19 protein-coding genes are annotated in these 24858 nt (G+C 69.7%); 8 read left to right on the top strand and 11 right to left on the bottom strand.

Annotated features, from left to right (window positions below; all coding sequences use genetic code 11):
* Nucleotides 1–89 precede the first annotated feature (89 nt).
* On the top strand, nucleotides 90–734 hold the full coding sequence (locus ACQZ13_RS02820) for a hypothetical protein (RefSeq protein WP_431049776.1): 645 nt from the start codon (nucleotides 90–92) through the stop codon (nucleotides 732–734).
* 177 nt (nucleotides 735–911) lie between these two features.
* On the opposite strand, the gene ACQZ13_RS02815 is transcribed toward ACQZ13_RS02820, so the two are convergent.
* The 4 genes from ACQZ13_RS02815 to ACQZ13_RS02800 all read right to left on the bottom strand — a co-directional run bounded on the left by ACQZ13_RS02815 (nucleotide 912) and on the right by ACQZ13_RS02800 (nucleotide 9408).
* Complete coding sequence (locus tag ACQZ13_RS02815; protein WP_431049775.1) at nucleotides 912–2672, bottom strand: alkaline phosphatase D family protein; 1761 nt, start codon at nucleotides 2670–2672, stop codon at nucleotides 912–914.
* Nucleotides 2669–6634, bottom strand: coding sequence for an alpha/beta fold hydrolase (locus ACQZ13_RS02810; protein ID WP_431049774.1), 3966 nt, complete (start codon nucleotides 6632–6634; stop codon nucleotides 2669–2671). The genes ACQZ13_RS02815 and ACQZ13_RS02810 overlap by 4 nt, the downstream gene beginning before the upstream one ends.
* Before the next feature lie 103 nt (nucleotides 6635–6737).
* Nucleotides 6738–8540: an ATP-binding response regulator gene (locus tag ACQZ13_RS02805; protein WP_431049773.1), complete on the bottom strand. Its 1803-nt coding sequence runs from the start codon at nucleotides 8538–8540 to the stop codon at nucleotides 6738–6740.
* A gap of 289 nt (nucleotides 8541–8829) precedes the next feature.
* A complete protein-coding gene (locus ACQZ13_RS02800; RefSeq protein WP_431049772.1) occupies nucleotides 8830–9408 on the bottom strand; it encodes an HD domain-containing protein in 579 nt (192 codons plus the stop codon).
* A gap of 322 nt (nucleotides 9409–9730) precedes the next feature.
* Between ACQZ13_RS02800 and ACQZ13_RS02795 the strand changes: the two genes are divergently transcribed.
* From ACQZ13_RS02795 to ACQZ13_RS02770, 6 genes are all read left to right on the top strand, one after another.
* Nucleotides 9731–10321, top strand: a complete 591-nt coding sequence (locus tag ACQZ13_RS02795; RefSeq protein ID WP_431053105.1) for a cytochrome b — start codon at nucleotides 9731–9733, stop codon at nucleotides 10319–10321.
* 113 nt (nucleotides 10322–10434) lie between these two features.
* Complete coding sequence (locus tag ACQZ13_RS02790; RefSeq protein WP_431049771.1) at nucleotides 10435–11067, top strand: YceI family protein; 633 nt, start codon at nucleotides 10435–10437, stop codon at nucleotides 11065–11067.
* A gap of 138 nt (nucleotides 11068–11205) precedes the next feature.
* The gene (locus ACQZ13_RS02785; RefSeq protein ID WP_088407733.1) at nucleotides 11206–11775 is read left to right on the top strand and encodes a YceI family protein; all 570 of its coding nucleotides are present in this window, start codon (nucleotides 11206–11208) and stop codon (nucleotides 11773–11775) included.
* A 217-nt stretch (nucleotides 11776–11992) separates the two neighbouring features.
* Nucleotides 11993–13537: a sensor histidine kinase gene (locus ACQZ13_RS02780; RefSeq protein WP_431049769.1), complete on the top strand. Its 1545-nt coding sequence runs from the start codon at nucleotides 11993–11995 to the stop codon at nucleotides 13535–13537.
* Entirely contained in the window at nucleotides 13534–13995 is a 462-nt protein-coding gene (locus tag ACQZ13_RS02775; protein WP_431049768.1) for a hypothetical protein, read from the top strand. The genes ACQZ13_RS02780 and ACQZ13_RS02775 overlap by 4 nt, the downstream gene beginning before the upstream one ends.
* Nucleotides 13996–14071: 76 nt before the next feature.
* On the top strand, nucleotides 14072–14908 hold the full coding sequence (locus tag ACQZ13_RS02770; protein ID WP_431049766.1) for a LytR/AlgR family response regulator transcription factor: 837 nt from the start codon (nucleotides 14072–14074) through the stop codon (nucleotides 14906–14908).
* Between the two features lie 326 nt (nucleotides 14909–15234).
* Here the strand turns inward: ACQZ13_RS02770 and ACQZ13_RS02765 are convergent, their stop codons facing one another.
* From ACQZ13_RS02765 to ACQZ13_RS02750, 4 genes are all read right to left on the bottom strand, one after another.
* Complete coding sequence (locus ACQZ13_RS02765) at nucleotides 15235–17895, bottom strand: hypothetical protein (protein ID WP_431049763.1); 2661 nt, start codon at nucleotides 17893–17895, stop codon at nucleotides 15235–15237.
* Nucleotides 17892–18590, bottom strand: coding sequence for a lysoplasmalogenase (locus tag ACQZ13_RS02760; protein WP_431049761.1), 699 nt, complete (start codon nucleotides 18588–18590; stop codon nucleotides 17892–17894). The genes ACQZ13_RS02765 and ACQZ13_RS02760 overlap by 4 nt, the downstream gene beginning before the upstream one ends.
* A 129-nt stretch (nucleotides 18591–18719) precedes the next feature.
* Nucleotides 18720–19283 (bottom strand): ImmA/IrrE family metallo-endopeptidase, encoded by a 564-nt coding sequence (locus ACQZ13_RS02755; protein ID WP_431049760.1) that lies wholly within the window; start codon nucleotides 19281–19283, stop codon nucleotides 18720–18722.
* Nucleotides 19284–19537: 254 nt separating this feature from the next.
* Entirely contained in the window at nucleotides 19538–21604 is a 2067-nt protein-coding gene (locus ACQZ13_RS02750) for an ATP-dependent helicase (RefSeq protein WP_431049759.1), read from the bottom strand.
* Between the two features lie 64 nt (nucleotides 21605–21668).
* Between ACQZ13_RS02750 and ACQZ13_RS02745 the strand changes: the two genes are divergently transcribed.
* Nucleotides 21669–22046, top strand: a complete 378-nt coding sequence (locus tag ACQZ13_RS02745) for a DUF1304 domain-containing protein (protein WP_431049758.1) — start codon at nucleotides 21669–21671, stop codon at nucleotides 22044–22046.
* 45 nt (nucleotides 22047–22091) lie between these two features.
* Here the strand turns inward: ACQZ13_RS02745 and ACQZ13_RS02740 are convergent, their stop codons facing one another.
* The 3 genes from ACQZ13_RS02740 to ACQZ13_RS02730 all read right to left on the bottom strand — a co-directional run bounded on the left by ACQZ13_RS02740 (nucleotide 22092) and on the right by ACQZ13_RS02730 (nucleotide 24851).
* A complete protein-coding gene (locus ACQZ13_RS02740) occupies nucleotides 22092–22937 on the bottom strand; it encodes a substrate-binding periplasmic protein (protein ID WP_431049757.1) in 846 nt (281 codons plus the stop codon).
* A 72-nt stretch (nucleotides 22938–23009) separates the two neighbouring features.
* Nucleotides 23010–23489, bottom strand: coding sequence for a hypothetical protein (locus tag ACQZ13_RS02735; RefSeq protein WP_431049755.1), 480 nt, complete (start codon nucleotides 23487–23489; stop codon nucleotides 23010–23012).
* Between the two features lie 261 nt (nucleotides 23490–23750).
* On the bottom strand, nucleotides 23751–24851 hold the full coding sequence (locus ACQZ13_RS02730; protein WP_431049754.1) for a hypothetical protein: 1101 nt from the start codon (nucleotides 24849–24851) through the stop codon (nucleotides 23751–23753).
* Nucleotides 24852–24858 lie beyond the last annotated feature (7 nt).

Genomic DNA, 24858 nt, shown 5'->3' with positions numbered 1-24858 from the left:
GACCAACGGAATCGTTGACGCGGCGCAAGGCGCGAGCGGAATCGAGTCGGAAACATGACTGCCCTCTCAATGTCGAGGGCACTCCTGTCATGCATATCCCGCTCCCGCAGAACGATCGAGGCACCGCTTCTGCAAACGCCGTCATTACCCAGATCCCCATCGCCGAGCATCTGGAAGCAGTCGCTCCAGCCCATCGACGTCGCGTAGTCGCCCGATGCGGACAACCGTGGGACATGCGTCATCTGGATCCGTTTGCATTTCTCATTGACCCAGGTCTGGGCTACGACATCGTCGTGGTGGTCCACTTCTCAAGCCACTGCTTCACGCGATCGCTCAAATGGGACGGCAGGCCCCTGAAGACGATTCCCAGGGGAGAACTCTTTAATGACGGGCAGGACATCCGTGTGCTCTGCGAGCAGCGCCATGCACTGTCGTTGAAGTACCTGCCTCGATTGATCCATGAATTGCCACAGCGCTTGATCCGATTCGCCCGCGACCTGCCACAAAACTTCATCACGACGGAGTCGGTCGACGACGACCCTTCATCGCCTCGCCAACACTACGTGATGTTCTTTGACGTCAGTCGTGACCCGAAGCGCAAACGTCGATTGCTACTGAAGGTGCAATCGGCTTACAGCAAGGAGTCGCTGGAACCGCGGCTGATCAAAGGGCGGAGGATCAGCTTCGCAACGCTGCTCAGGGCGACTTGCACCCGCCAACAGTTGAAGGCCTGAAGCTGCGGCGGGTACAAAAACTGACGGCCACCCGAAGGTGGCCGTCGCACGCAAAGCTCTCTATCGCGTTACCGCGAACTCCCATTCCAGCTGGGACCCGATTGCTCGGGCGGCACTACCTCTTTCACTCTGCAGAAGGGTAGATCTTGAAGGTTTGAAGTCTAGGTGCGCGCTGCCTCACGCGTCAAGATTTCCGGATGACAACACCCCATCCGGCACCTCCGATTTTTGACCCGATCGGTCAAACCAGAGCTCGATGTCCGAGCCTCGCACGCGCAAGACCGCAAAGCCGTCGCCCGGGTGGTCCGACCACGCGCTGACCACGCATCTCAGGCGGCGGCCATCGGGGCCGTCGAACTCGAAGACGTCGGGCGCGGCGAGTTCCTCGACCACCGTGATCGCGAACGGCCACGGCGCATAGAGCGCCGAGCTGTGAACCGAGTGGATACGCACCGGCGTGCGATCTTCGCTGTCGTCGCCATCGACGGCGGAGATCTCCGCGCTCACCCAGCCCGAGCGATGTTCGTCGCCTGAGAGAAACACCAGACCCGAGGCCTGGTGGTGCCACACCGCGCCCAGCAGCTCATGCAGGCTGTGCGGGTAGCCGTCCCACGCGTCGGAGCGCAGGCAGCTCGCCGCATGCTCCACCGTGGTCCGACGCCGCGGCAGCGGCAATGAGCCGCTCAGCACGAACTTCGGTCGGTCCGCGCTGCGCGACAGCCAGTCGCCGAAGGCATCGCGTTGCGAGGTCGACCACAGCCGCGCGCTCGACCAGTTCGCGACGCGTCGCGACTCGCGTTCGCAGCGCGCGTCGGCGATGAAGAACGCGGCACCACGCCAGTCGAAGTCGTGCCACAGCAGTCCAGGCCCGCCGACCCGCGCACCCGCTTCCCATCGGTGATGCCAAGCCGCCTGCCGCGCAACGTCGAACCACGGGCCATTGCCGTCGTGACTCGCGCCCGGGCTGGGCTCCCAGTTGTCGACGATCTCGTGGTCGTCGATTCCATGAACGACCCGCGCCACCGTCGGCGGCAGCAGTCGCGCCGGGCCTGCCTTGAACTCGCCGTAGCCGCGGGCGTATCGCTCGATGCCGCTGCGCGAGTCGGCCAATCCGCCGCTGGCATCCGCATAGATCTGGTCGCCGGCGAACAGCACCAGCGAGCACGCCCGCCCCCGCGCCGTCGATCGCGTGAATCGATGCAGGCGCGCGAGCGACGCCAGTCCCGGCCCCGCTTGCGAAGCGTCGAGCTCCCAGCCCGGGCTCACATCGAGCAACCCCGGCGGGTACTGGCACGCCGCGAGCGCGAAGCACACGCCCTCGCCAGGGCGCTCGTCATGCCGATCGGTCCCGGACTCGTCCGGCGACGGCACGAAGCCATGCGCCCAGCGATGCGGCGGCAGCTCGAAGAGCTGTTCGAGCGCACCGTCGACCTGCGCCTGCAGTTCCTCGTCGCCGAGTTCGTGCATCACGCCGCGATGCGCGCCTTCCATGGCGAGCGCGCGCGGTTCGAGATACAACGCCACCAGGAGCAGCCCGTGCATGTCGACGGCGCTTTCATCGACGACATCGGCATCGAGATCGACACCACCGGAATCCCCGACTTCATCGATGTCAGGCGGCACACGCGCCGGCTGAGGGAACGCCTCCACGGCCTGCGAGATCCGCCACGGCGCGCCCGGCTGCCCCACACCCGGCGGCACGAAGGATTCGATCCGCCACGGCAGCGGCAGTTGCTCGTAGTTCCATCCGCCACGCCATCGCATGGGCACCCACAGCACCCAGTGCGGCCAGCCGCGCTCCGGCCGCAGCGCCGTCAGCAGCGGCACGCGGCCGGCCTCCGGCGCCGCGCGTTCGACGCGATGTCCGGGCGCCTCCGCGCCGATCAGCAACGCGGTGGCGGCCGCGCCGCGACGGGTCGCGCTCAGCAGCACGCTCATGGCGACGACTCCTCGGCCAGGAACGCCAGCACGTGAGGGAACACCTGCGTCGCGACGTGGCGTCCGATCAGGCAGTCCTGGTGTCCGTGGCCCGCGATCAGCCGGTAGCGATAACGCCCCGGCGCGGCCTGGTCGTAGTAGTCCTTCAGCAACTCGGCGCTGTCGGCGCTGCACAGCCCGTTGTCTTCGCCGTGCAATGAGAGCACCGGGAAAGCCTTCAGCAGCGCCAGGCTCTTCGCGAGGCTGTCGAGGTAGATGCTCGCCCCCTGCCAGTCGGTGATCTCGTGGCAGCGCGCAAAGTGGATCGCCTGCGCAACGGTGTCCATGTTCAGCGGCCCGAAGTGGTCGTCGATGAAATCGAACACGGCGCGATCGACGTTCCCGATCGCGAAGTCGCGTCCGTACAGCAGGTCCATGCGATGCCGCGTCGCCGTCCACGGCGTGCGCCGCATCCGCCACGGCGGCCAGGGCGGCGGGTTCTCCAGGTCGAACTCCGCGTCCGGATACGGCAGGCTGGCCAGCAGCCGGTCGAGCAGGTGATCGAACAGCGTCGGCGTCCCGTCCGGCCGGAACGCGTAGCCGTCCAGCGGCAGGTAGGGCCGCAGGTACTGCATCAGCACGCCCCGCAGGCTGTTGGTCGGCGACATCACCATCAGCGGTGTGACCTGCGAGATCACCAGCTTCGAGATCCTGTCCTTGAGCAGCGCACGCAGCGCGAAGTGGCGCTCCCACGGCTGCTCGCGCGGCTCCAGCAGCGCCATGTGCAGCATCACCGAGCCCATGCAGTGCGCGAAGACGTTCAGCCGCGCGCGGCCGGTCTCGCGCAGCACCCGATCGACGGCCAGCGGAATGTCGTTGAACGCGGATTCCTCGAAGGTCCACGGCAGCGTCGCCGTCGGCAGTCCGGCGCTGGTGCGCAGGTCCAGCACCCAGACGTCGTGACCCGCGTCCCACAGCAGCTTGGCCGGACCCGGCCGCACCGAGTGATGCGCGAAGGTCGTGCCGCTGGCGCTGTAGCCGTGGATCATCAGCACCGGCTCGCCGCCCGGACGGCCGTAGCGCGTGAGCCGGATCAGCACAGGCCGGTCGTCGTCGTCCCGCGCCGGACGGTCGAGGTCCTGACGCTGCGCGCCCGCGTCGCCCCAGCGGCCGGCGGCCATCTCCATCACGAGGGGGTCCGGCAGTCCCGGCACCGCGCCGGGCAGGCGCGAGATGAGCCGCGGCGGCGCCTCGTCGGGCTTGCGGAAGGTCCAGGCATGCACGCCGATGGTCATCCGCGCGATGTAGGCCATCAGCGCGCCGACGTCGCGCGCCGCCGAGGGAATGTCGCGCGCGTGCCGGATGCGTAGCAGCGGCATCCGCTCGCGGGCGAGGTGGTGCATGTCCAGGCTCAGCACGATGTCCCGCGCGCCCGGCGGCGGCGTCATGCCGGCGATCGGCCTCACCGTCATGCGGCTCAGCTGCGTCCAGGGATTGCCGCGCCGCGTGTAGCTGATCCGCTTGCAGCCGTTCAATGGATGGTCGTGCAAGCCGCCCGCCCAGTCGGGCAGGGACGCGTCCGGAGCGACGCGCACCCGGTAACGCATCACCCGCGCCTCCCCCGCGTGCCCGGCGAGGTGCCAGGCGTTGACGGCCCGCGCGCGCAGTCCCGCACGCGCCGCGCCCGGCGCCTTGGGCGGCGATCGCCGCCCCGCCCAGTCGATCAGGCCCTGCCAGGAATCGCGCACGCCCCGGTTGATCGCCCAGGCCCACAGGCCGCGCAGGTGCCGCCGCAGCGATCCGGAATCCTCGCGCTGGAACAGCGTCAGATCGCCTTGCGCCAGCGGCGCGGTGAACAGCGCCTGCTCGTCGCTGCGCTCCTCGTGCGCCCAGAGGCGGCCGTCCCCCGGCCGGGGGCCGACGATCTCGAAGCATCCCGGTCGCCGCTCGCGCGTCTCGAAGACACGCAGCCGGCTACCCGGCGCCACGATCAGCCGCCGCTCGGGGCCGGGTCTCAACAGCTCGACCAGGACCTTGGGCCGGAAGACGACGCAGAGTTCCAGGTACTTCACCGGAGAGCCCGGCGCCCCGGTCCAGCGCACGAAGCCGCCGAGGCGCTCGCGCACTTCGATGACCGTCGCGTCGCCGGGGCCCGGCTCGGTCGGTGGGCGGAAGACCGGTCGCACCGGCTCGCGGCGTATCGCGACCGGCGACGGCGCATCGAGCCGCCAGAGCGCGGCCAAACGATCCAGCGCCCGCTGCGCCAGCGCGCTGATCGTCAACGCGGGGTTGATCGCGAGCGAGCCCGGCACGATCGCGCCGTCCAGCACGACCAGCCCGTCGTGCACCGCGTCGCCGTCGCCGGAGAACACCCGGCCGATCGCATCGACGACGCCGTCGGAGCCTCGATCGCCCATCGCGCAGCCGCCGAGCGGATGCACGCTGAACATCGGCCCGCGCGCGTCGTTGGTGAGGAAGGCCATCTCCGGCGGCAGCAGCTGCCACAGCGGATTGCGCAGCAGCCGCGCGCCCTGGGCACGGAGGCAGCGTTCCAGCGCCTCGTGCCGGCGCACGATCGCCGGCTCGTCGCGCGCCCCGGGCCAGTCGACCTGCAGCCCGCCGGGTTCCTCGAAGCCTTCACGCCGCACCAGCCGCCCGGTGCCGCTGTCGCGGCCGATGATCGCCAGCGGGAGCTGCCGTTCGGTCACCGACGGCCGGATGGCGAAGGGATCGTCGAAGTCGGCCCGCTCCTCGTGCGGCCCGGCGTTCGGACGCGCCAGCGAATCCAGCGTCGCGGCGAGCGCGAAGCTCTCCTCGAAGAGGGTCCGCAACGCGCCGGGAATCGCCATGTCCTGGATGACGTGATCGGGACCCGCCTCCCACACGCCGGTGATCGTCGGACCCACCTGCCGGGTCGCGGGCGGCTGGTCCTCGTCGGCGACCGCATGGACCGCGCGAGGCCATTCGTGGCCGACCGCGATCACGTCGCCGTTGGCCGAGAACGCCTGCCCCACCAGGCGCGACAGCGGCAGCCCGCGGTCCCGCGAGCGCATCAGGATCTCCGTCGATCCCAGGCTGCCCGCCGCCAGGACCACGCGCCGCGCGAGCACCTCGAAGGGCTCGCCCTGCCGCTGGCGCAGCAGCTCGTCGGTGTGCTGCAGCGTGACGCGCCAGCCGAGACCCGGCGCGATCGCGAGGGTCTCGACGCTCGCGCCGCAGACCAGCTCGGCGCCCTGCCGCCAGGCCTGCAGCAGCAAGCCCGTGTCCAACGACTGCTTGGCCCCGTGGTTGCAGCCCGTCGCGCAGTCGCCGCAGGCGATGCAGGGCTGGTGCGACCAGTCGGCGGCGCCGCGCGCCCTGGCGTCCATGGCGACCTGGATCCGCGCTGCGCGTACATCTGCCGGGGCCAGTGCCTTCAAGGCCTCCAGGCGACGCGGCTTGAAGCCGGCGTTCGTGCGCAGGCGCTCGATGGTGTTGTGGCCGGCCTCGTCGCGGACACCGAGCAAGCGCTCGGCGCGCTCGAACCACGGCGTCATGTCCTCGTCCAGGAAGGCCTGCGGCCAGCCGGGCTCGCGGAACACCGACGGATCGGGACGCTCCATCACGCCCGCATTGATCAGCGAGCCGCCGCCCAGGCCGTTGGCGAGCGCCACGCAGACGTCCGGGCCCAGTCGCAGGTCGAAGAGCCCCTCGCGGCGCCCCATGGGCGCCTCCGCGCCGGGACGCGCGAGCCGCACATGTCCGGGCAGATCGGCGAAGCGGCTGGGGAAGGCGCCGGGCAGGTACTCGCGGCCGCGCTCGAGCACGACCACGTTCAGGCGCCGGCCGTCGTCGCCGCGCCGTCCCGCGAACGCGTGCGCCGCCGCGGCGCCGCCGTAGCCGCTGCCGACGATCAGCACGTCCACGGCTGCCGGGCCGGGTGCCGCTCCGGAAGCCGGGCCGGCTGTCGCGTCGGATCCAGGCGCTGCCAGGCGCTCGGACATCCAGTCCTCCAGCGGTCTCGACAACCAGCGCGTGCCCGAGGGTCGCGGTGGCGACGGCGCGGGGGTCGAGGGGTCGTCCGCCGTTCCGGACGGCGTCGCAACCTCAGACGGGGCTTTCGGCGCCTCCGCGAACGGGCGAGACATCGGACCCCTCCCTGCGATATTCAGCCAGCGCGGCCTGCATCGCGTTGATGAGCAGCTCCTCGGTGACGGGTTTGTGCAGCAGCGTGAGTCCCGCCTCGTGGGCCTCGCGCAGACGCTCGGGCGCAGTGTCGCCGCTCACGATCAAGGCGGGCAGTCCCGGGAACGCGCTTCGCAGCGAACGCACCGCGCTGATGCCGTCCTCGCCGCCGCGCAGGCGGAAATCCGTCAGCAGCAGATCCGGCTGCTGACCCATGCTCTTGAGCAGGCCTTCGCGCGTGGTGCCGGCCAGCAGCACCTGGCAGCCGTGCGCCGTCAGCAGCGCATGCATCGCGACCCGGACCGGCTCCTCGTCGTCGATCACGAGCACGCGCATCGGCGGCAGCGCCGGTCCCTGCGTCGGCGTCGAGCCGGGCCGCACCAGCGCGATGTCGGCCGCGGTCACGTTCAGCATGAAGCTCGACCCGTGCCCCGGCGTCGAGCGCAGCGCCAGATGCAGGTCCAGCAGGTCCACCAGCCGCGTCACGATCGACAGCCCCAGCCCCAGGCCCTTGGCGCGGTCGCGCTCCGGATTCCCGACCTGGTAGAACTCGTCGAAGATGCGCTGCTGCTCGTGCTCCGGGATGCCCATGCCGGTGTCGCGCACCGACAGCCGCCAGACTTCCTCGTCCTGGCCGCGGTTGACCTCGATCGCCACCTCGCCGCGCGCCGTGTACTTCAGCGCGTTGTCGATCAGGTTGCGCACCACGCGTTCCAGCAGCACGGGGTCGCTCTCGACGCAGGCCTCCGGCGGACAGTCCAGCCGCAGCAGCAGGTGCTTGCGCATCGCCGCGGGCTGGAACTCCCGCTGCAGCCGGCCCAGCCAGGGCTGCAGCGCGAAGACCTGGTTGTTCACCGGCACCACGTTGGCGTCCAGCTTGGAGATGTCCAGCAGCGCGTCCATCTGCGAGGACAGCGACTGCAGCGCCAGGTTCATCTGCGTGACGATGACCCGGCCCTCGTCGTCCAGCGGCCGCTTGTCCAGCGCCGCGCCGAACAGCGACAGCGTGTGCATCGGCTGGCGCAGGTCGTGGCTCGCGGAGGCGAGGAAACGTGTCTTGGCCGCCATCGCGGATTCGGCCTGCGACAGCGCCTGGCGCAGCTGCTGGTTGCTCTTGTTCTGCTGCAGGCGGATCAGCACCGATTCGGCGAAGACGCGGTAGGTATCGCGCGCCAGTCCGGTCAGGATCAGTCCGAAGAAGACGATCAGCGCCGACAGCACCCAGTCCAGCCAGCGGTGTTCCGCGCCGACCTGGTGGAACAGGCCCCAGGACAGCGCGGTGGCCAGCGTCACCGGCCAGAGGAAGACCTGGAACACGACGCGGTGCCCGGCGGTCGTCGCGACGGCGCCGGCGCACAGGCCCAGCAGCACGATGGTCTGCACCATGCGCTGGAAGTCGCTCAGGTGGGGTGCCGCGATCAGCGAGGCGCTGAAGACCAGCCCGTTGGCCAGGCTCAGCCACACGGCCCAGTCCATGCGTTGTCCGAGCGGGCGGTCCTGCATCTCCGGCAGGCGGCCCAGCACGGCCCAGCGCGTCGCCAGCACCGCGAACACCACGGCCAGCCATCCGTACGCCAGCCAGGGCGACATCACGCTGGCCGCCATCACCGCCATCATCAGCGCGGCGATGCTCACCGGATAGGGGACGCGACGGCCCTGCTTGCCGATCAGACGCAGCAGTTCGAGCTCGACGCTCGCCTGCTCGGCGCTGCGTTCACCCGGCATGACCGGAACAGGCAGCGCCTGGCCGCTGCCGCGAAGGGAACTGCATGGGTTGTGTAAAGCTTGTTCTGGGCGGGCAATATATCTTGCCGATTCCGTTCTCGCCCAAGCGTTCGCTCTGCGCCACGCAGATAAAACTATGCCGACCACCGCCACCCTTGCGGGCTTTGGTAGGTCGGCATAGCACTCCTCCCCTTGATCACGACGCTGAGGTCCAGGCAGCGCGCGATCGGGATTAAGTATGCAAAGGGGCCGGGGGCTTCGATATCCCCCTCAAGAGGGAGACATTCTTTTACACGAGGCGCACCCGCTCCGGCGCGCGCGCGTCCCGCAGCAGTTCCTCCAGCAACACGAGGTAGTACCCCAGCGGCGGCGTGAGCATGCCCGGCCGCTTGGCGAGGTCGTCCCAGCGGCGCAGCTGCAGCGAGGCGCTCGCCTGCGGGTGGGCCATGAAGAGCAGCCGTTCCTCCGCATTCATGGGCCCGCCCTGCAGCGCGAGGCTGTGGCGGGAGGCGTCGGACAGCCCCGGCCCGTAGGCCGGATCGGTGCTGACCAGGTACCGCTTTGCAGCGACATGCAGGCGGATCGGCTCTACCACTTCCGGGCCCAGGCCCCCGGCGCGCAGCAGCGGCAACGCGGTCAACTCGTGCTCGTCGTCCCGCAGAGGGTCCGCAGAACCACCGTCCATCAGTTGCCCGATGTCGTGCAGCAGCGCGGCGACTACAAGGCTATGCTCCGCGTGGGCCCACTCGGCGAGCTGGGCGCATTGGAGCGCGTGCTCCAGCGCGGTGACAGGTTCCCGGCGCTCGTCGCCGTACTGCAGGTGTCCGCGGCGGTGAAACACCGCCTCGATCTTGGCGATCAGGTCCATGGCAACTCCCAGCCATCGCTCCAAGGACGGAGCGGGCGCCAGTCTCGACCCCGCCCATGACGGATCTGTGAAGCGTGACCGGGCTCCCCATTCAAATTGGATGAACAGTGGCCTCAGTTCCCCTGAACCGACGATGTCCGGCCCACGCTGACACTTCATCCCATTCCGGACCTCCCGACGCCCCAGGTCTTCCCAAGGACGCGAGCCCGACATGACTGCCCACGACAACCAGAACAACGACCCCGACCAGCAGCCCACGCTGCCCGCCGAGACGCTCGATCCCGCCGCGCCCCCGGTGGCCGTGACCTCGGCCGCCCGGCCGATGCCGCCGGTGTCCTCCGCGACGCCGGTGCCCCCGGTGGGAGCCGTCGTCACGCCCGTGGGCAAGACCCGGTACGACGGCCTGGCGATGCTCTTCCACTGGGTGCTCGCCATTGCGATCATCGGCACCTTCTCGGTGGGCTGGTACATGAGCGACCTGCCCTTCTCGATGACGCGGCTGAAGCTCTTCAACTGGCACAAGTGGGCCGGCGTGACCATCCTGGCGCTGTCGGCGCTGCGGCTGCTGTGGCGCCTCACGCACCGTCCGCCGGCGGACCTGCCGATGCCGGGCTGGCAGAAATTCGGCGCGCATGCGGTGCACTGGCTGCTGTACGCGGCGTTCTTCGCGGTGCCGCTGAGCGGCTGGGCCTACAGCTCCGCCGCGGGTTTCCCGATCGTGTGGTTCGGCGTGCTGCCGCTGCCGGACTTCGTCGGCAAGGACAAGGAACTCGCCGAATCGCTCAAGCAGGTCCACCAGTTCTTCGCCTACGGCCTGGGCCTGCTGGTCCTTGCCCACCTTGGCGCCGTGGTCAAGCATGTGGTCCTCGACAAGGACGGCCTGCTGCGGCGCATGCTCCCGGGCCGCGCCTGAGCGCATCGCCCGCAACGACACGAGCGACCCGAACAACACCTGACCCCCACGGGCTCCCGGTCACCCGACCGACCCGGCTCACAGATTCGCTTCACAGACTGGCAGAGGACCTCATGACCGCACGCATGGCCACCCATCTCTCGATCACCGCGCTGTCGGTGCTGAGCGCCGCCCTCTTCCTGGTCGCGCCGGCGATGGCGCAGACCAAGCCGGCGGCCGCTCCTGCGGCGGCCGCCGCGACGGTCGCGCCCAAGCTGGTGCCGGCGCAGAGCGACATCGCCTTCACCTTCCGCCAGATGGGCGTGCCGGTGGACGGCCATTTCAAGAAATTCGACGCCCAACTGGCCTTCGATCCGAAGAACGCGGCGGCCGGCAAGGTGACCCTGTCGATCGAGCTGGGCAGCGCCACCATCGGTGACGCCGCGACCGACGCGGAACTGGTCAAGCCCGACTGGTTCGACACCAAGAAGATCCCGACCGCCACCTTCCAGAGCACGGCGCTGAAGTCGCTGGGCGGCGGCAAGTTCGAGGCCACCGGCAAGCTCAGCATCAAGGGCCAGGTCAAGGACGTGGTCGTGCCGGTGGCGCTGGCGCAGGCCGGCGGCACGACGACTGCGACCGGCAGCTTCGCGATGAAGCGCCTGGACTTCAAGATCGGCGAAGGCGAATGGAAGGACACCTCCATCGTCGCCAACGACGTGCAAGTGAAGTTCAAGCTGGCCATCACCGGCATGGCGCCGCTGTAAGCCGATCTCGCCGCGGATCGCGGCCCCCCTGATTTCTCCAACCGGTCCGGGTCCTTCGCCCGGTTCCTTTCCACCGCGGTACCCGCCGCGGTTTCCACCACTGTTGCGACCCCTGGTCGACAAGGACCCACCACCATGATGAAGAAAGCCCTGCTGCTCGCCTCCCTGATCGCCGTCACCGGCCTGGCGCAAGCCGAAGCCGCGACCTACGCGATCGACCCGACGCACACCTACGCCACGTTCGAGATCAAGCATTTCGGCACCTCGACCAACCGCGGCCGCTTCGAGAAGAAGGAAGGCACCGTGCAGTTCGACAAGGCCGGCAAGTCGGGCAAGGTCGAGATCACCTTCGACATGAACGGCATCAGCACCGGCTCGTCGCAGTTCGACACGCACCTGAAGAGCAAGGACTTCTTCGACGTGGCCAACAACCCGACGGCCAAGTTCGTCGGCGACAAGTTCACCTTCTCGGGTGACAAGGTCGCGACGGTGGCCGGCCAGCTGACGCTCAAGGGCAAGACCGCGCCGGTGACCCTGACGGCCACCAACTTCAACTGCTACGAGAACCCGATGCTCAAGCGCGAAGTCTGCGGCGGCGACTTCGAGACCACCTTCGACCGCACCGCCTTCGGCGTCGACTACGGCATCCAGTACGGCTTCTCCAAGGACATCAAGGTCATCGTCCAGGTCGAGGCCGTGAAGCAGTAATCCCTCCGGGAATACTTCTCACCAATGCCGGAAGGCCCGCGAAAGCGGGCCTTCTGCGTTTGCGGCACCCGCACCGATGCGGGGCGCGGGGGCCGTCCGGGCCTCCGGCCTGTCGCCGATCGGTGCAGTCCATCCCGCCGTCCGCACGGCGCGTCGCCCGCCGCCCCGGGGACGCCGGGGTCTTGCGTACAGTGCGAGGCATACGACAGGTCCTCCCATGAACGCGCCGACTCCCGCCTCCCCCACCCCGCGCCAGCGCTGGCAGAGCATCATGAAGACTGCCGAGCAGCTCTTCCACGCCTACGGCAGCTGGCTGGTGTCCATCACCTGGAAGCGCTTCTCGCTGCTGGCGGTGATGCTGGTCATCGGCGCCAACATCCTCCAGACCCTCCCGCCCTTCTCCTTCAGCTGGCAGTTGCCGGTCGAGACGACCGAGACCATCCATCCGCCCAAGGACCTGCGCCGCGATCGCGACGCCGAGCGCGAGCGCCGCGAGAAGCAGCGCGCCGCCGAGGCCGAGAAGAAGGTGGCCGAGGCGCAGAAGCGGGTCGAGAAGGCCACGAAGCCGATCGACGCGGAGGACGCCGGTTCCCAGGCCGGACACGGCGCCTCCGACGCGGTCGAGGGCGAAGGCCTGCGCTATGAGGTCCAGATCGACAGCCGCGGTGTGCGCATCGTGCCGCGCCATCCGGTCGCCGCCGCGGCCAGCGCCGCCTCTGCGGCCGATGCCGAAGGGGCGGTCGATCCGAACCTGCCCTCCGTCGACATCCGCATCCCCAACGAGAAGCAGCGCGAAGCCATCCGCGACGCGGTGAAGTCCGCCGCCGCCGACGCCAGGCGCGCCCTCGAAGAAGCCGCCGAGGAAGCCCGTCAGGCCAAGGCCGACGCCGAGGAAGCGCGCGACGAGCTCGAACAGGTCCAGCGCGAGACCTCTCGCAAGACCCGCTACCGCACCGTGCACCTGGGCGATTTCCTGGACAAGCTCGCCATCCTGGTGGTGCTGGCCTCCGCGCTGCTGAAGGCGAGCTACAAGGGTCGGCTGCAGGCCGAGGTGAAGGCCGCCAAGGCCACCGAGACGGCCGAGGCCGAATCGCTGCGCCGCCAGGTCGTCGAGGCCCGCATGGCCGCGATGCAGGCGCAGGTCGAGCCGCACTTCCTGTTCAACACGCTGGCCTCCATCGACCACCTGATCGAGACCGATCCGCCGCGCGCCTCGCAGATGCAGAAGAACCTCATCGCGCTGCTGCGGGCCTCGATGCCGACCATGCGCGAGGCCAACGCCAACGGCGGCGTGCGCGACCTGGGCCGCGAGATGGCCGTCATCCGGCCCTACCTCGAGATCCTGCAGGTCCGCATGGAAGAGCGTCTGGTGTCCCGCATCGAGGTGCCCGACGGCCTGCTGTCGGCCGAGTTCCCGCCCATGATGATCCAGAGCCTGGTCGAGAACGCCATCAAGCACGGCCTCGAACCCAAGGCCGAAGGCGGCAGCCTGCTGCTCAAGGCCGAGATCGTCCACGGCAAGCTGCAGGTCACCGTCGCCGACACCGGCCTGGGCTTCGGCCGCGCCGCGACCTCGGGCACCGGTGTCGGCCTGGCCAACATCCGCGAGCGCCTCTCCCTGCTCTACGGCAAGGCCGCCAGCGTCACCGTCGCCGAGAACCAGCCCTCCGGCACCGTCGTCATCATCACCGTCCCCTACCGGACGTCCGCCCACCACGCGCCCGAACCGGGCACGCCAGGAACGCAAGGAGCACACGCATGAAAACGCTGTTCAAGACCTTCCTCGTCCTCGGAGTCATCCTCGTCGGCGGCGCGCTGCTGCTCGGCTGGGGCATGGTCCACCTGCTCGGCGACGTCCCGGGCGTGCACCTCACCGTCGACGGCGAAGAGGTCATCCTCAGCGGCATGGGCCTGGCGGACGCCTTCGGCGCCGGCATCGGCCTGATCGTCGCCCTCGTCGTGCTCTGCCTGGTCGTGCCGCTGGTGCTGCTGCTCGGCCTCGGCCTGCCGCTGCTGATCCTGGGCGCGGTCGCGCTCGTGGCCCTGGCCGCGCTGGCCAGCGTCGGCGCGGTGGTCGGATCGCCGCTGCTGGTCATCGGCCTGGTCGTCTGGCTGCTGGTGCGCGACAAGCCGCGCAAGGCGCCGCGGGCGCAGTCCGCCGCCGCGCCTTCGGCGCCGGCCCTGGGGTCCTCGCCGGCCGAGCCGTCACTCCACGCCTGATCGACGCCTGATCGACGCCTGATCAAGGCCTGACCCCGACCTGAACCGGTCTTCACCTGCCCTAACATCGCCTCCCATGAGCGACACCAGCGACACCCCCCAAGGCCCGCGCGCCATCCTCGCGGACGACGAACGCCTGATGCGCGAGCAGCTGCGCAGCCGCATCGCCGAAGTCTGGCCCGAGCTGCAGATCGTGGCCGAGGCCAAGAACGGCCTGGAAGCGGTCGAGCTGGTCAAGGAGCACCGGCCGGATCTGGTCTTCCTCGACATCCGCATGCCGGGCCTGACCGGCGTCGAGGCCGCCAAGCAGATCGCGCAGCTGCCCGACGACGACGACTGGGCGCTGCCCGAGATCGTCTTCATCACCGCCTACGACCAGTACGCGGTCGAGGCTTTCGAGCAGGGCGTCTGCGACTACGTGCTGAAGCCGGCCGAGCGCGAGCGGCTGATGGTCACGGTTGAACGCATCAAGAAGCGTCTGGCGCTGCGCAGCGGCGAGGTCGAGCCGGAAGGCCCGAGCGCCGGAACGTTGCAGCAGCTGCTGCACTCGCTGTCGGCGCGGGTGAACAACACCAGCGGAACGCCGCAGTATCTGCAGTGGATCCAGGCCTCGGTCGGACAGACCATCCAGATGATCCCGGTCGAGGACGTGCTGTTCTTCATCAGCGATGAGAAGTACACCCGCGTCCAGACGACCACCGTCGAGGCGCTGATCCGCAAGCCGATCAAGGAACTGGTCGACGAGCTGGATCCGAAGCTGTTCTGGCAGATCCACCGCTCGACGCTGGTCAACGTCAAGGCCATCAACGGCATCAGCCGCGACTTCCGCGGTCGCCAGCTTGTGGGCGTCCGTGGTCTGGATGAAAAGCTCGAAGTGAGCCGGAGCTACACGCACCTGTTCAAGGGGATGTGACGTCGAGCGGATCGGGGGAAGGCTTCCGTACTTCCACCGCCGCTGGCCCTCACCCCCGCCCTCTCCCGCAGTGCGGGAGAGGGGGCCACCCCAGCGGTCCTGCTCCGAATGGCCCGCTCTTCCTCCTGCTCCTCCTGCTCCTCCGGTCCGCTCTTCCTCCTGCTCCTCCTGCTCCTCCGGTCCGCTCTTCCTCCTGCTCCTCCTGCTCCTCCGGTCCGCTCTTCCTCCTGCTCCGAATGGCTCGGTGCATTCTCACTCCCTCTCCCGCTTGCGGGAGAGGGCGGGGGTGAGGGCCAGCGGCCTCGGCAGTCAACAAGACCGCTGCCTCAGCGCGGCGGCCCCTTCAGCTTGACGCCCGCGGCGGCCATCGCGCGGCGGACTTCGGGAGCAGCTTCGAAGGCCGACTCCAGCTCTGGTTGCAAAGTCTCCAGCTCCAGTCGCGAGTCCGGGTCACCCGGCCGATGCGACTTGCGCGACGACGCACGCAGCCCCAGGCCGAGCGCCATCAGCGCGTAGAACAGGAAAGCGATCCGCGGCGCATCGATCAGGCTGTCGAACAGTCCCACGATCACGAAGCCCGCGAGCCCGCCCACCACCGCCGGCGACAGCGGATGGTGGCGTCCAGCGCCGAAGCTCAGCCGCACCAGCACCGTCACCAGCAGGCTGGTCCAGAGCGCGAGGCCGAACAGGCCCTGCTCGAATAGCACATGCGCCGGCAGACTCTTCATGTGGAAAGGCATGTGGTTGCGGTCGCTGGTGAAGAACCAGCGTGCCAGACCGTCGTTGAAATCGCCGTTGCGCAGCACTGGTCCGTGCACGCTGTCCACGATGGAAATCGACGCGATCTCGATCACGCCGCCGCGCCAGTTCTGCGTCACAGACGCGACCAGCCGCCGCGGGGCCCAGGCAGGACCGCCGAAGTCGGCCGGCGCCTGACCGAGCTTCAGCTGCACCGGCTGCCAGGCGCCGCCCTTGGGCTCGACGACGGCCTCGCGGTCCACGCAGCGCATCGGGTAGAGCAGGAACTTCTCGCACACCTCGACGCGCAGCTGTGTCTTGAACTGCGTGCGCAGCATCACCGTCGCCGCGACCTCGCCGGACACCGCCGGCACGCGCTGGCTGAGCCGGAACATCTCGCCGTTGCCCATCGTGTGCAGGCCGCTGGTCAAGGTGACCGTCGGATGCGGGAAGGGCTCCGCGCCCGGCAGGCCCGAGGCGGGCACTTCCGACCGCGGCGGGTTCAGGCGGTAGTCGCCGACGCGCTCATCGAACGGACCGCCGTTGGCGAAGCTCGCCGGATACCGTCCGCTGCCCTTGCCCAGCAGCCATTCGTCCATGGACTTCAGCAGGCCCAGGCTGACGCGCCAGTGCTCCAGGCGGCCTTCGAAGTCCTGCTGTCCGGTCGACATCCGCTGACCGATGTACGCGCCGCCGCCCAGCGCCGCGACCACCGCGCAGGCCAGCAGGCAGGCGGTCCAGACGAGGCCGCGCACGCGCCAGCTCGCCGTGCGCAGGCCCGCGCCGACCCGGGGCGACCATTGCGTCGCGATCCACGCGACCGCGAGCAGCGTCAGCACGGCGGCGATGCCGATCGCGTCCCGGCCGCCGCCCCAGTGCGTCGCGACCAGGCCCGCGCCGGCCAGCGAGGCCATCCACACCGCCGCCAGCGCGAAGGCCTGCGACGGCTGCGTCAGTCCGCCGCGCCACAGCCAGGCCAGGCCCAGTCCGATCAGCACGACGACGCCGTCGATCAGGTACGCGCCCTTGGGCACGAGATCGATCAGCAGCCCGCCGAGCAGCGCCAGCATCAGCGCCGGCACGATGGACAGCACCAGCAGCGCCCGCATCTGGCCGCGCGGCCAGGCCGCGCGTGAGGCCGGCATCGCCAGCAGCACCGCGACGCTCCCGGCCAGCGCGAGCAACGCGCGATAACCGCCGGCGCCGAAGAGCACCCAGGCCGCCAGGGCCGTTCCCGCGATCACACCGATCGCGCCGCCCAGCGGCACCTTGCTGCCCGCGCCCGGGAAGGATCCCGACGCCGACGGATCCTGCCGCGGTGTCTCGGGAGCCTCGCGGCGCTGCACCGCCCACAGGATCGCGCACAGCGCCATGCCGGCGGGCACCGCCAGATAGACGCCGCGGGAGAAGGTCGTCAGCGACGCATAGAACGCCAGCAGCAGCACCGCCAGCGCGGCCACGAAGCGCAGCGGCCGGCGCTCGCGCATCGCCCACAGCATCGCGAACGGCAGGCTCAGCGCCAGCGCGCCGTCCAGCGACGCGCCGCCGACGTTCATCTCCCAGAACAGCGACGTCGTCCGGTAGTCGGTCGAGAAATCGAGCAGGCCCGTGTAGACCCAGCGCTCCCACAGCGCGCCGAGCGAGGTCGTGATCAGCACCAGCACCCAGGCCGCGCGCGACAGCCGCTGCACCGACGACGGCCGCAGGTCCGACGCCTTCTGCCACAGCGGCAGCAACATCAGGACCAGGAAGAAGCTCTTGCCCGCGCGCAGGCTGTTCATCGGCTCCTGGAAGCCTTGCCAGAACCCGAAGTCCACGCCGCCGGCCTGATCGAAGCCGCGCCAGATGGCGATGAAGGCCGACAGCGCGAACACTGCCATCAGCACCCGCACCGCGGCGCGCCAGCGCAGCGTGCGGTAGCGCCAGGCCACCGGCTTGTGCGGCGGCGCGGTCAGCGCGATCGCGGTGTAGCCGCCGGCGGCAATGGCCAGCACCAGCAGGTCCAGTTCCTCGAAGGTGATCCAGCCGGTCCACGGCGCGAAGCCGATCACCGGCACCAGCGCGGGCACCAGCAGCGGCAGCACGCGCCAGCCGAAGAAGCCGGCCACCGCGATCGCGGCCCACAGCGCGGTGGCGGCGATCGGCTCGACCGGGTAATGCCGCATGAGCCACAGGCCCAGCACGGCGCTGAAGAGGCCGGTCGCCAGCGTGGCGAAGGCGGCGGGGCGTCGGGGGAGGACGAAGTTCATGCGCGACGCCGCTCCAGGCTGCTCGCGATGCACCACTGCGCCGGCCAGTAGCTGGCGAGCACCCAGAAGCTGGCCATCTCCAGCGGCCCGGCGAACTTGTTGATCGCCAGCATCGCGTCCGACAGCACGAACAGCGTGCCGCCCCACGCGGCCCAGCGCGCCAGCGGCTCATCCGGCTGCCCGACGCTCCCGCGCCACCAGGCCCAGGCCTGCGCGGCCATCGCCGACAGGCACACGACGTAGACGACCACCGGCGCCCGCAGCTCGCCCGGGATGTGCGGCCACAGCCGTCCCAGCACCGCCGCCGCGATCACGCCGAACATCAGGAAGGGCCAGCGCACCGCGCCCAGCTTCTTGCGCGTGCAGAAGCCGACGATGTAGCAGACGTGGGCGGCCAGGAAGCTCACCAGGCCGGGCAGGAAGCCCTGCTCCGGCCACAGCAGCGCGACGTCGCCTGCCAGCGAGCACAGCAGCCCGGCGCGCAGCCAGCGCGACAGGCGCGGGCGTTCCGCGCCCCGCGGCCAGGCGTAGAGCAGGATCAGCACCGTCGTCAGCGGCTTGAACAGGAAGGCCAGGGCCGGCGGCAGTTGCGCCGGCTGGGACAAGGCGAGGATGGCGGCGGCCGCACTGAGCAAGGTCAGCAGCGGGAGCGCGGCGGCGAGCCTGGTAGCGGACTTGGCGGCGGAGGCTGTCATGCGCCCGCATTCTGCCGTTTGCCGATGGCCCCTACCCCCCGGAACAGGGTGTTCTGGCAGACCTTACAGGGGGGTTTCCGATCACAAGTCCGCTCACAAGTGGGCACAGCTCCCGGTCCATCGACCTGCTCACAGGTGCGACCAGTGCCGATCCAGGGCCTGGAGGCGCTCATGCATGGCGGACTCCGGCACGAGGAACTTCTCCGACAGCCGCCGCGCGCTGACCACGCCCTGGTTCATCAACCGGTAGATCGCGAAGGCCGGCATCAGCAGGTCGAGCGCGAAGCGATGGGCTTCCTGCTCGATGCGATGCGGGCTGTGGCTGGAGAGATTGGGGGCGGTTTCCGGCGGCACCGGACCGTGGCCGAGCACGTGGTGGCCCAGCGCGTGCGCCAGCACGATGCGTCGTCGCATCGGTTCCTCGGCCAGATTGAGCTCGATCACCGGGCGGTCGTCCAGATACAGGAGCCGGCCGCGATAGGGATACATCGGCTCCGCGGGTCCGCCGCGATCGCGGACCTCGACGCCGGCGCCGTCGGCCAGATCGTGGGGATTCAGCGGCAGGGTGGACTGGTCCCAGTGCGCCTTGCGCAGTTCGTCGACGGACGCCTCGATCGCGCGATGCCGCTCCTCGGCTTCGGCCGGGGTGCGCGTGTCACGGAACGGGGAACAGGAAAGCGGGGCATCGGCCATGGTCGGTCTCCTCGGCGGGCGCAGAGGGACCGGATGCTAGAAAGCAGTGCGTCGCCGCGAAATGACTCGAACCAGTAAGAATCGTTCGCCCACGACCGTCACTGACTGTTCGAGTGACAGGTCTTGCCAGTCAACTGCCACATCCGTCGACGGCGCGCAGTCAGCGAGTGTGGGTGGGGCCGGAATGCTGCTGGGGGTTCCCGGAGGGACGCCCCCTGCTGCGTGGAGTGCCCGCGCCTGGCGTGGCGCAGGAATCAGCGATCGTCCTTCGCCGCCTGCGCCTGCTTCGCCGCGGTGTCTGCGGCCTTGGCGGCGAGCTGTTCCCGCATCCGCTTGAGTTTTTCCCGGGGGTCTTCCTTGACGCCGCCTTCGCCGAGTTTCATCTCCGCGATGAACCGGCTGGGCACGCCGACGACTGTCTCCCGGTTCTTCTTGCGCCGCCGCAGTGTCGACACCGCCAGCGTGCGCCGCGCTCGGGTGATGCCGACGTACATCAGACGACGCTCTTCCTCGACGCGCTGGGGGGTGAGCTCGTCGTTCTCCGCCTTGAACGGCAGCAGTCCTTCGTTCACGCCGGCCAGCACCACGTGCGGCCATTCGAGGCCCTTGGACGCGTGGAGCGTGGTGAGCACGACCTGGTCCTGCTCTTCCTGGCGCTCGGCCAGCGACAGGATCACGCTGATCGTCTGCGCCACTTCCAGCAGCGTCTGGCGCGGGCTTTCGGTGGTGATGCCGCCGTCGGTCGAGATCTCGCCGCCGCAGCGCTTGGCCACCCAGTCCACGAAGTCGAGCACGTTGCCCCAGCGGGCCTGCGCGACCTTCTCGTTGTCTTCCTGGTCGATCAGGTGCTGCTCGTAGGCGATGTCCTTGAGCCATTCCATGATCAGCGCCTTGCCCTCCTCGGCGCCGACGGCGTGGCGCGCGCGGTACTCGAGGTCGACCACGTAGCGGCCGAACTCGTGCAGCCCGTGCAGCGCCTTGCTCGACAGCGTCGCCTTGAGCGACTCCGCGAACAGCGACTCGAACATCGACAGTTTCCACTTCGCCGAGAACTCGCTCAGGTGGCCCAGCGTCTGGTGGCCGATGCCGCGCTTGGGCGTCGTCACCGCGCGCAGGAACGCCGGATCGTCGTCCTGGTTCACCAGCAGCCGCAGCCAGGCGCAGAGGTCCTTGATCTCGGTGCGGTCGAAGAAGCTCTGTCCGCCGGAGACCTTGTACGGGATCTCGGCGCGGCGCAGCGCCTGCTCGAAGATCCGCGACTGGTGGTTGGCGCGGTACAGGATCGCGAAGTCGGAGAACTTCGTCGTCGGCTCGTTGGCCCGGATGGACTGGATGCGCGCCACGGCGCGTTCGGCCTCGTGCTCCTCGCCGTCGGCCTCGATCAGCGAGATCGGATCGCCCTCGCCGAACTCGCTCCACAGCGTCTTCGGGAACAGCTTCGGATTGCCGCCGATCACGTTGTTGGCCGCGCGCAGGATCGCGCTCGTCGAGCGGTAGTTCTGCTCCAGCGGAATGATCTTCAGCTGCGGGAAATCCACCGGCAGCTTCTTCAGGTTCTCGATCGTCGCGCCGCGCCAGCCGTAGATGGACTGGTCGTCGTCGCCCACGGCGGTGAACATCGCCCGATCGCCCACCAGGCACTTCAGCAGCTCGTACTGGACCGCGTTGGTGTCCTGGTACTCGTCCACCAGCACGTAGCGCAGCGTCTCCTGCCACTTGCCGCGCGCCTCTTCATTCGTCTGCAGCAGCTTCAGCGGCAGGCCGATCAGGTCGTCGAAGTCCACCGCCTGGTATGCGGTCAGCCGCTCCTGGTAACGCTGCATCACCACGGCGGCGGCGCGTTCCATGTCGTCCTTCGCGTAGGCCAGCGCCTGCTGCGGACTCAGGTTCTGGTTCTTCCAGAGCGAGATCGTCCACTGCCAGGACTTGGCCGTCGCCGCGTCGGTCGTGCCGCCCGCATCGCGCAGCACCGACAGCACGTCGTCCGAATCGAGGATGGAGAACTGTTCCTTCAGCCCGAGGTGGCGTCCGTCCTGGCGCAGGATGCGCACCCCCAGCGAGTGGAAGGTCGACACCAGCAGCTCCGACCCCGCCTTGCTGCCCACCAGGTGCTTGGCGCGCTCCCGCATTTCCTGCGAGGCCTTGTTCGTGAACGTGATCGCCGCGATGTTCTTCGGCCGGTAGCCCTCGGACATCAGCTTGGCGATCTTCTGCGTGATCACGCTGGTCTTGCCCGAGCCCGCGCCCGCGATCACCAGGCAAGGCCCCGACAGGTGATGCACCGCCGCCAGTTGGGCGGGGTTGAGCAGGGCTTTGGACATGGAACGTTCGGGACAGGAAAGCGCGGAGGGGCCGGGGATGATAGCGGGACGTACAGTGCGAACCATGAACACAACACTAGCCCTTGCCGCCAACGTCGCCGACGTTGTCATTGCCCTCGTGGCCCTGATCCACGTCTACATCCTCATCCTGGAGATGTTCCTCTGGACGACGCCCAAGGGCCGCAAGGCCTTCGGACTGACCCAGGAATTCGCCGAGGCGAGCAAGGTCCTCGCCGCCAACCAGGGCCTCTACAACGGCTTCCTCGCCGCCGGCCTGATCTGGGGTCTGGTGCTGGGCGCCGCCGGCGGACCGGTCAAGGTCTTCTTCCTGGCCTGCGTGCTGGTGGCGGGGCTCTACGGCGCGGCCACGGCCAGCCGCAAGATCCTCTTCATCCAGGCCATCCCGGCCGCGATCGGCCTGGCGCTCCTGCTGCTGAGCTGAGCTGAGCTGAGCTGAAGGCCGAAAGGCCTGAAGACTTGAAGGCAGTCAGTCCGGCAGCGCGACGCCGCGCCGGGCGGCCATCTGCTGCAGTTCGCCGCTGGCGCGCAGTCGCTGCATGCCGGCGTCGACCAGCGCCATCCAGGGCTCCCCCGCCGCATCGCGGCTGAAGGCGAAATGGCCGCGCAATTGCGCGAACGGCGGCGCGCACAGCGCCACCTGGTCCGTCATCCCGAGTTCCTGGATCACCGGTTCCGAGTTGCGCTGATTGGCCGCGATCAGGTCCAGCCGGTCGAGTTGCAGCATGCGCAGCGCCGTGTTCAGGTCCCGCACCGCGGTCACGTTCAGGCCTCGACGCGCCTGCTCGAAGCGGTCGCCGTAGACCCAGCCCTGCACCGCGCCGATCCGCAGCGGCACCAGCGCCTGGAAGTCGCCCCACCAGAGCCCCTCCTCGCGGCGGCGCGCGTAGAACACCAGCGCATCCTCGTAGAAGGCCTGGCGCGAGAAACGCATCAGCTTCTCGCGTTCCGGCGTCCGGTACGGACCGACGAGGATCTGCGTCGGGCCGTGTTCGATCATCGACTGTGCGCGCAGCCAGGGATAGAACTCGTAGCGCGGCTGGAGGCCGGCGGGGATCAGGATCGCGTCGAGCACGTCCACGGCCAGGCCGCTGGGCTTGCCGCCGGCGGGCGCGGGTTCGAAGAGCCTTGCGAAGGTCGTGCCGGCGATCAGCACCTGCGTCGACCGGGGTCGACCCGCGCCGGGTCCGCCGACCCCGCCCGGCGCGCCGGCCGACGATGGCAGCGCCTGCGCCGCCTCCATCGCGCCCGTCATGCCGACGGCCATCGCGCCGAGCGCGGCATGACGGAGCAGGTGTCTGCGGAGGGCGTCCATGGATGCGCCCATGATAGGCGCCCCTTCCACCACCCGGCAGCCCCGCGACGCGGGGTCGCGGAGGTCACGCCGTCAACGGCCGCGGGTCTCGGCGGCGAGGACCTCGGGCACCAGCGCGCCGGGGATGAAGATCGGCATGCGGATGGGGTCGCGACCGATGTCCTCACCATGCGAGCCATGGACCGCGAACGCCTCCGACAGCACCCCGTGGACCCGGCCCATCGCCTCGTAGGACGGCGACGAGCCGCCGGCGAAGAACACCTGCGCCTCGCCGATGCCCAGCCCGCACAGGCCGTAGAGCCGGTCGCCCACACGGGCGCAGAACTGGTCCGCGATCTGACGTCCGATCAGCGAGGGCAGCCGCACAAGGTAGTCGCCCGTCCCCCTGTCCACGGCCCATCGCACGGACAGCCGGATCCAGTGCGCGTTCTTGCCGTCGATGCAGCTCTCCAGCACGCCGCGCAGCCACGGCGAACACTCGGGATCGGTCACCGAGTCCCGCCAGCAATTGCGCCAGTCCGCAGCGGACATCGGCCGGATTTCGAAACTCACGCGCTTCCTCCTCGAGTCGCCACCCCGGCGACAGGAGAACGATCGTAGGCAGACGTCCCCGCCTCGGACAATCCGCCTTCATCGACCGATGCATGACTCTTCCAAGTCGATCGCAAGCGCGAAGTTGTCGATTCGAATGGGCGTCGACCAAGGGCGCTGCCTCACTCCTGCGCGAGGGCTAGTTCATCGAGGTCGGTCAGCGACTCATTGCCGATGTGGCATCGGTGCGCGGTCGGTGCCCTGTCGGCGCGCGCGGTGCGCTCAGCCGCCGCGCACCACCAGCCAGGCGACGATGGCCGCCAGGGCCAGCACCAACGCGATGCCGGCCAGCCGTTCCGCCCAGGAGGCACCGATCGCACGGGGCGAGCTCGGGCGGTCGTCGTCCGCCTCCAGCGGCGGCGGGGACGGCAGCAACGGCATCGGCGCCGAGGCCGTGCCGCCGCTGCCCGACGTCGAGCGCGCCGGGGCGGGCTCGACCGCGATCCAGTCCCGCACCGCCTGCGCCAGCAGCTGGCGATCGGTGAACGAGCGGCCATCCATCATGGCCCGGTCCAGCAACTGGTCCAGGCTCTCGCGCTGCGCGGCCGTCAGCGACAGCCATGACTGCAGCGACGCCACGGGCGTCGCGCCCGGCTCGGGTTCCTCTTCGAAACCGTCCTCGGTCGCGTCGCGACGCGGCAGGCGCCCGTTGACCAGCATGCCCAGCAGACGACCCAGCGCGTGGGTCTCGCTGTTCGCGTCGGGGCGGCCGCCGGCGCGTTGACGCGCGTTGGCCAGCGGCTCCGCAGCGCGCACCAGCGCGGCGGGGGCCTGGCTGTCGCGCGGCGTGAGCCCCTGGCCCAGCCAGTGCAACTGCTGGGCGGGACTCAGCCACAGCGTGCCGGGATCCAGCTCGTGCAGCACCAGCCCGTGCGCATGGGCGGCGTCCAGCATCTCGATCAGGTCCAGCAGCAGCTGCATGCGCCGCTTCAGCGGCAGCGCCATCGCCACGCGGAGCAGCGGCGCACCTTCCATCGCCGGGACGATCAGGTAAGGCAGCCCGGCGGGGCTGAGCCCGCTGTCGAGCGGCGCGCCGTAGGCCGGGTGCTGGAAGCGCGTCAGCGCTTCCGAGTCCTCCGCGAAGCGCATCAGCACCGCCTGCGCGTCCGTCTCGTGGCGGTAGACCAGCGCCAGGCCGGTCTGCGCCGCGGCCTTGCCGTGCTCCACGCGATACCAGACGCCCGAGGCGCACTCGAACAGCACCGTCGCCACGCGCCAGACGCCCAGGCGCTCGCCGACGGCCGGCAGCACCGCGGGGGCCCGGGGGGCCGGGTCGTGCGGTGCGCGGGGGTCCTGCGCGTGCGGATAGGGCGGCTCGATCATGGGCGCG

Origin of the sequence: Roseateles sp. L2-2, assembly GCF_050613215.1 — a bacterium.
GTDB classification, from domain to species: domain Bacteria; phylum Pseudomonadota; class Gammaproteobacteria; order Burkholderiales; family Burkholderiaceae_C; genus Roseateles; species Roseateles noduli.
The sequence above is the reverse complement of the archived record's forward strand: the minus strand, read 5'-3'. Positions and strand labels throughout refer to the sequence as shown.

Coding starts and splice junctions, on each gene's coding strand:
- ACQZ13_RS02820 (WP_431049776.1), top strand. CDS start 90: ATGCATATCCCGCTCCCGCAGAACGATCGAGGCACCGCTTCTGCAAAC.
- ACQZ13_RS02815 (WP_431049775.1), bottom strand. CDS start 2,672: ATGAGCGTGCTGCTGAGCGCGACCCGTCGCGGCGCGGCCGCCACCGCG.
- ACQZ13_RS02810 (WP_431049774.1), bottom strand. CDS start 6,634: ATGTCCGAGCGCCTGGCAGCGCCTGGATCCGACGCGACAGCCGGCCCG.
- ACQZ13_RS02805 (WP_431049773.1), bottom strand. CDS start 8,540: ATGCCGGGTGAACGCAGCGCCGAGCAGGCGAGCGTCGAGCTCGAACTG.
- ACQZ13_RS02800 (WP_431049772.1), bottom strand. CDS start 9,408: ATGGACCTGATCGCCAAGATCGAGGCGGTGTTTCACCGCCGCGGACAC.
- ACQZ13_RS02795 (WP_431053105.1), top strand. CDS start 9,731: ATGCCGCCGGTGTCCTCCGCGACGCCGGTGCCCCCGGTGGGAGCCGTC.
- ACQZ13_RS02790 (WP_431049771.1), top strand. CDS start 10,435: ATGACCGCACGCATGGCCACCCATCTCTCGATCACCGCGCTGTCGGTG.
- ACQZ13_RS02785 (WP_088407733.1), top strand. CDS start 11,206: ATGAAGAAAGCCCTGCTGCTCGCCTCCCTGATCGCCGTCACCGGCCTG.
- ACQZ13_RS02780 (WP_431049769.1), top strand. CDS start 11,993: ATGAACGCGCCGACTCCCGCCTCCCCCACCCCGCGCCAGCGCTGGCAG.
- ACQZ13_RS02775 (WP_431049768.1), top strand. CDS start 13,534: ATGAAAACGCTGTTCAAGACCTTCCTCGTCCTCGGAGTCATCCTCGTC.
- ACQZ13_RS02770 (WP_431049766.1), top strand. CDS start 14,072: ATGAGCGACACCAGCGACACCCCCCAAGGCCCGCGCGCCATCCTCGCG.
- ACQZ13_RS02765 (WP_431049763.1), bottom strand. CDS start 17,895: ATGAACTTCGTCCTCCCCCGACGCCCCGCCGCCTTCGCCACGCTGGCG.
- ACQZ13_RS02760 (WP_431049761.1), bottom strand. CDS start 18,590: ATGACAGCCTCCGCCGCCAAGTCCGCTACCAGGCTCGCCGCCGCGCTC.
- ACQZ13_RS02755 (WP_431049760.1), bottom strand. CDS start 19,283: ATGGCCGATGCCCCGCTTTCCTGTTCCCCGTTCCGTGACACGCGCACC.
- ACQZ13_RS02750 (WP_431049759.1), bottom strand. CDS start 21,604: ATGTCCAAAGCCCTGCTCAACCCCGCCCAACTGGCGGCGGTGCATCAC.
- ACQZ13_RS02745 (WP_431049758.1), top strand. CDS start 21,669: ATGAACACAACACTAGCCCTTGCCGCCAACGTCGCCGACGTTGTCATT.
- ACQZ13_RS02740 (WP_431049757.1), bottom strand. CDS start 22,937: ATGGACGCCCTCCGCAGACACCTGCTCCGTCATGCCGCGCTCGGCGCG.
- ACQZ13_RS02730 (WP_431049754.1), bottom strand. CDS start 24,851: ATGATCGAGCCGCCCTATCCGCACGCGCAGGACCCCCGCGCACCGCAC.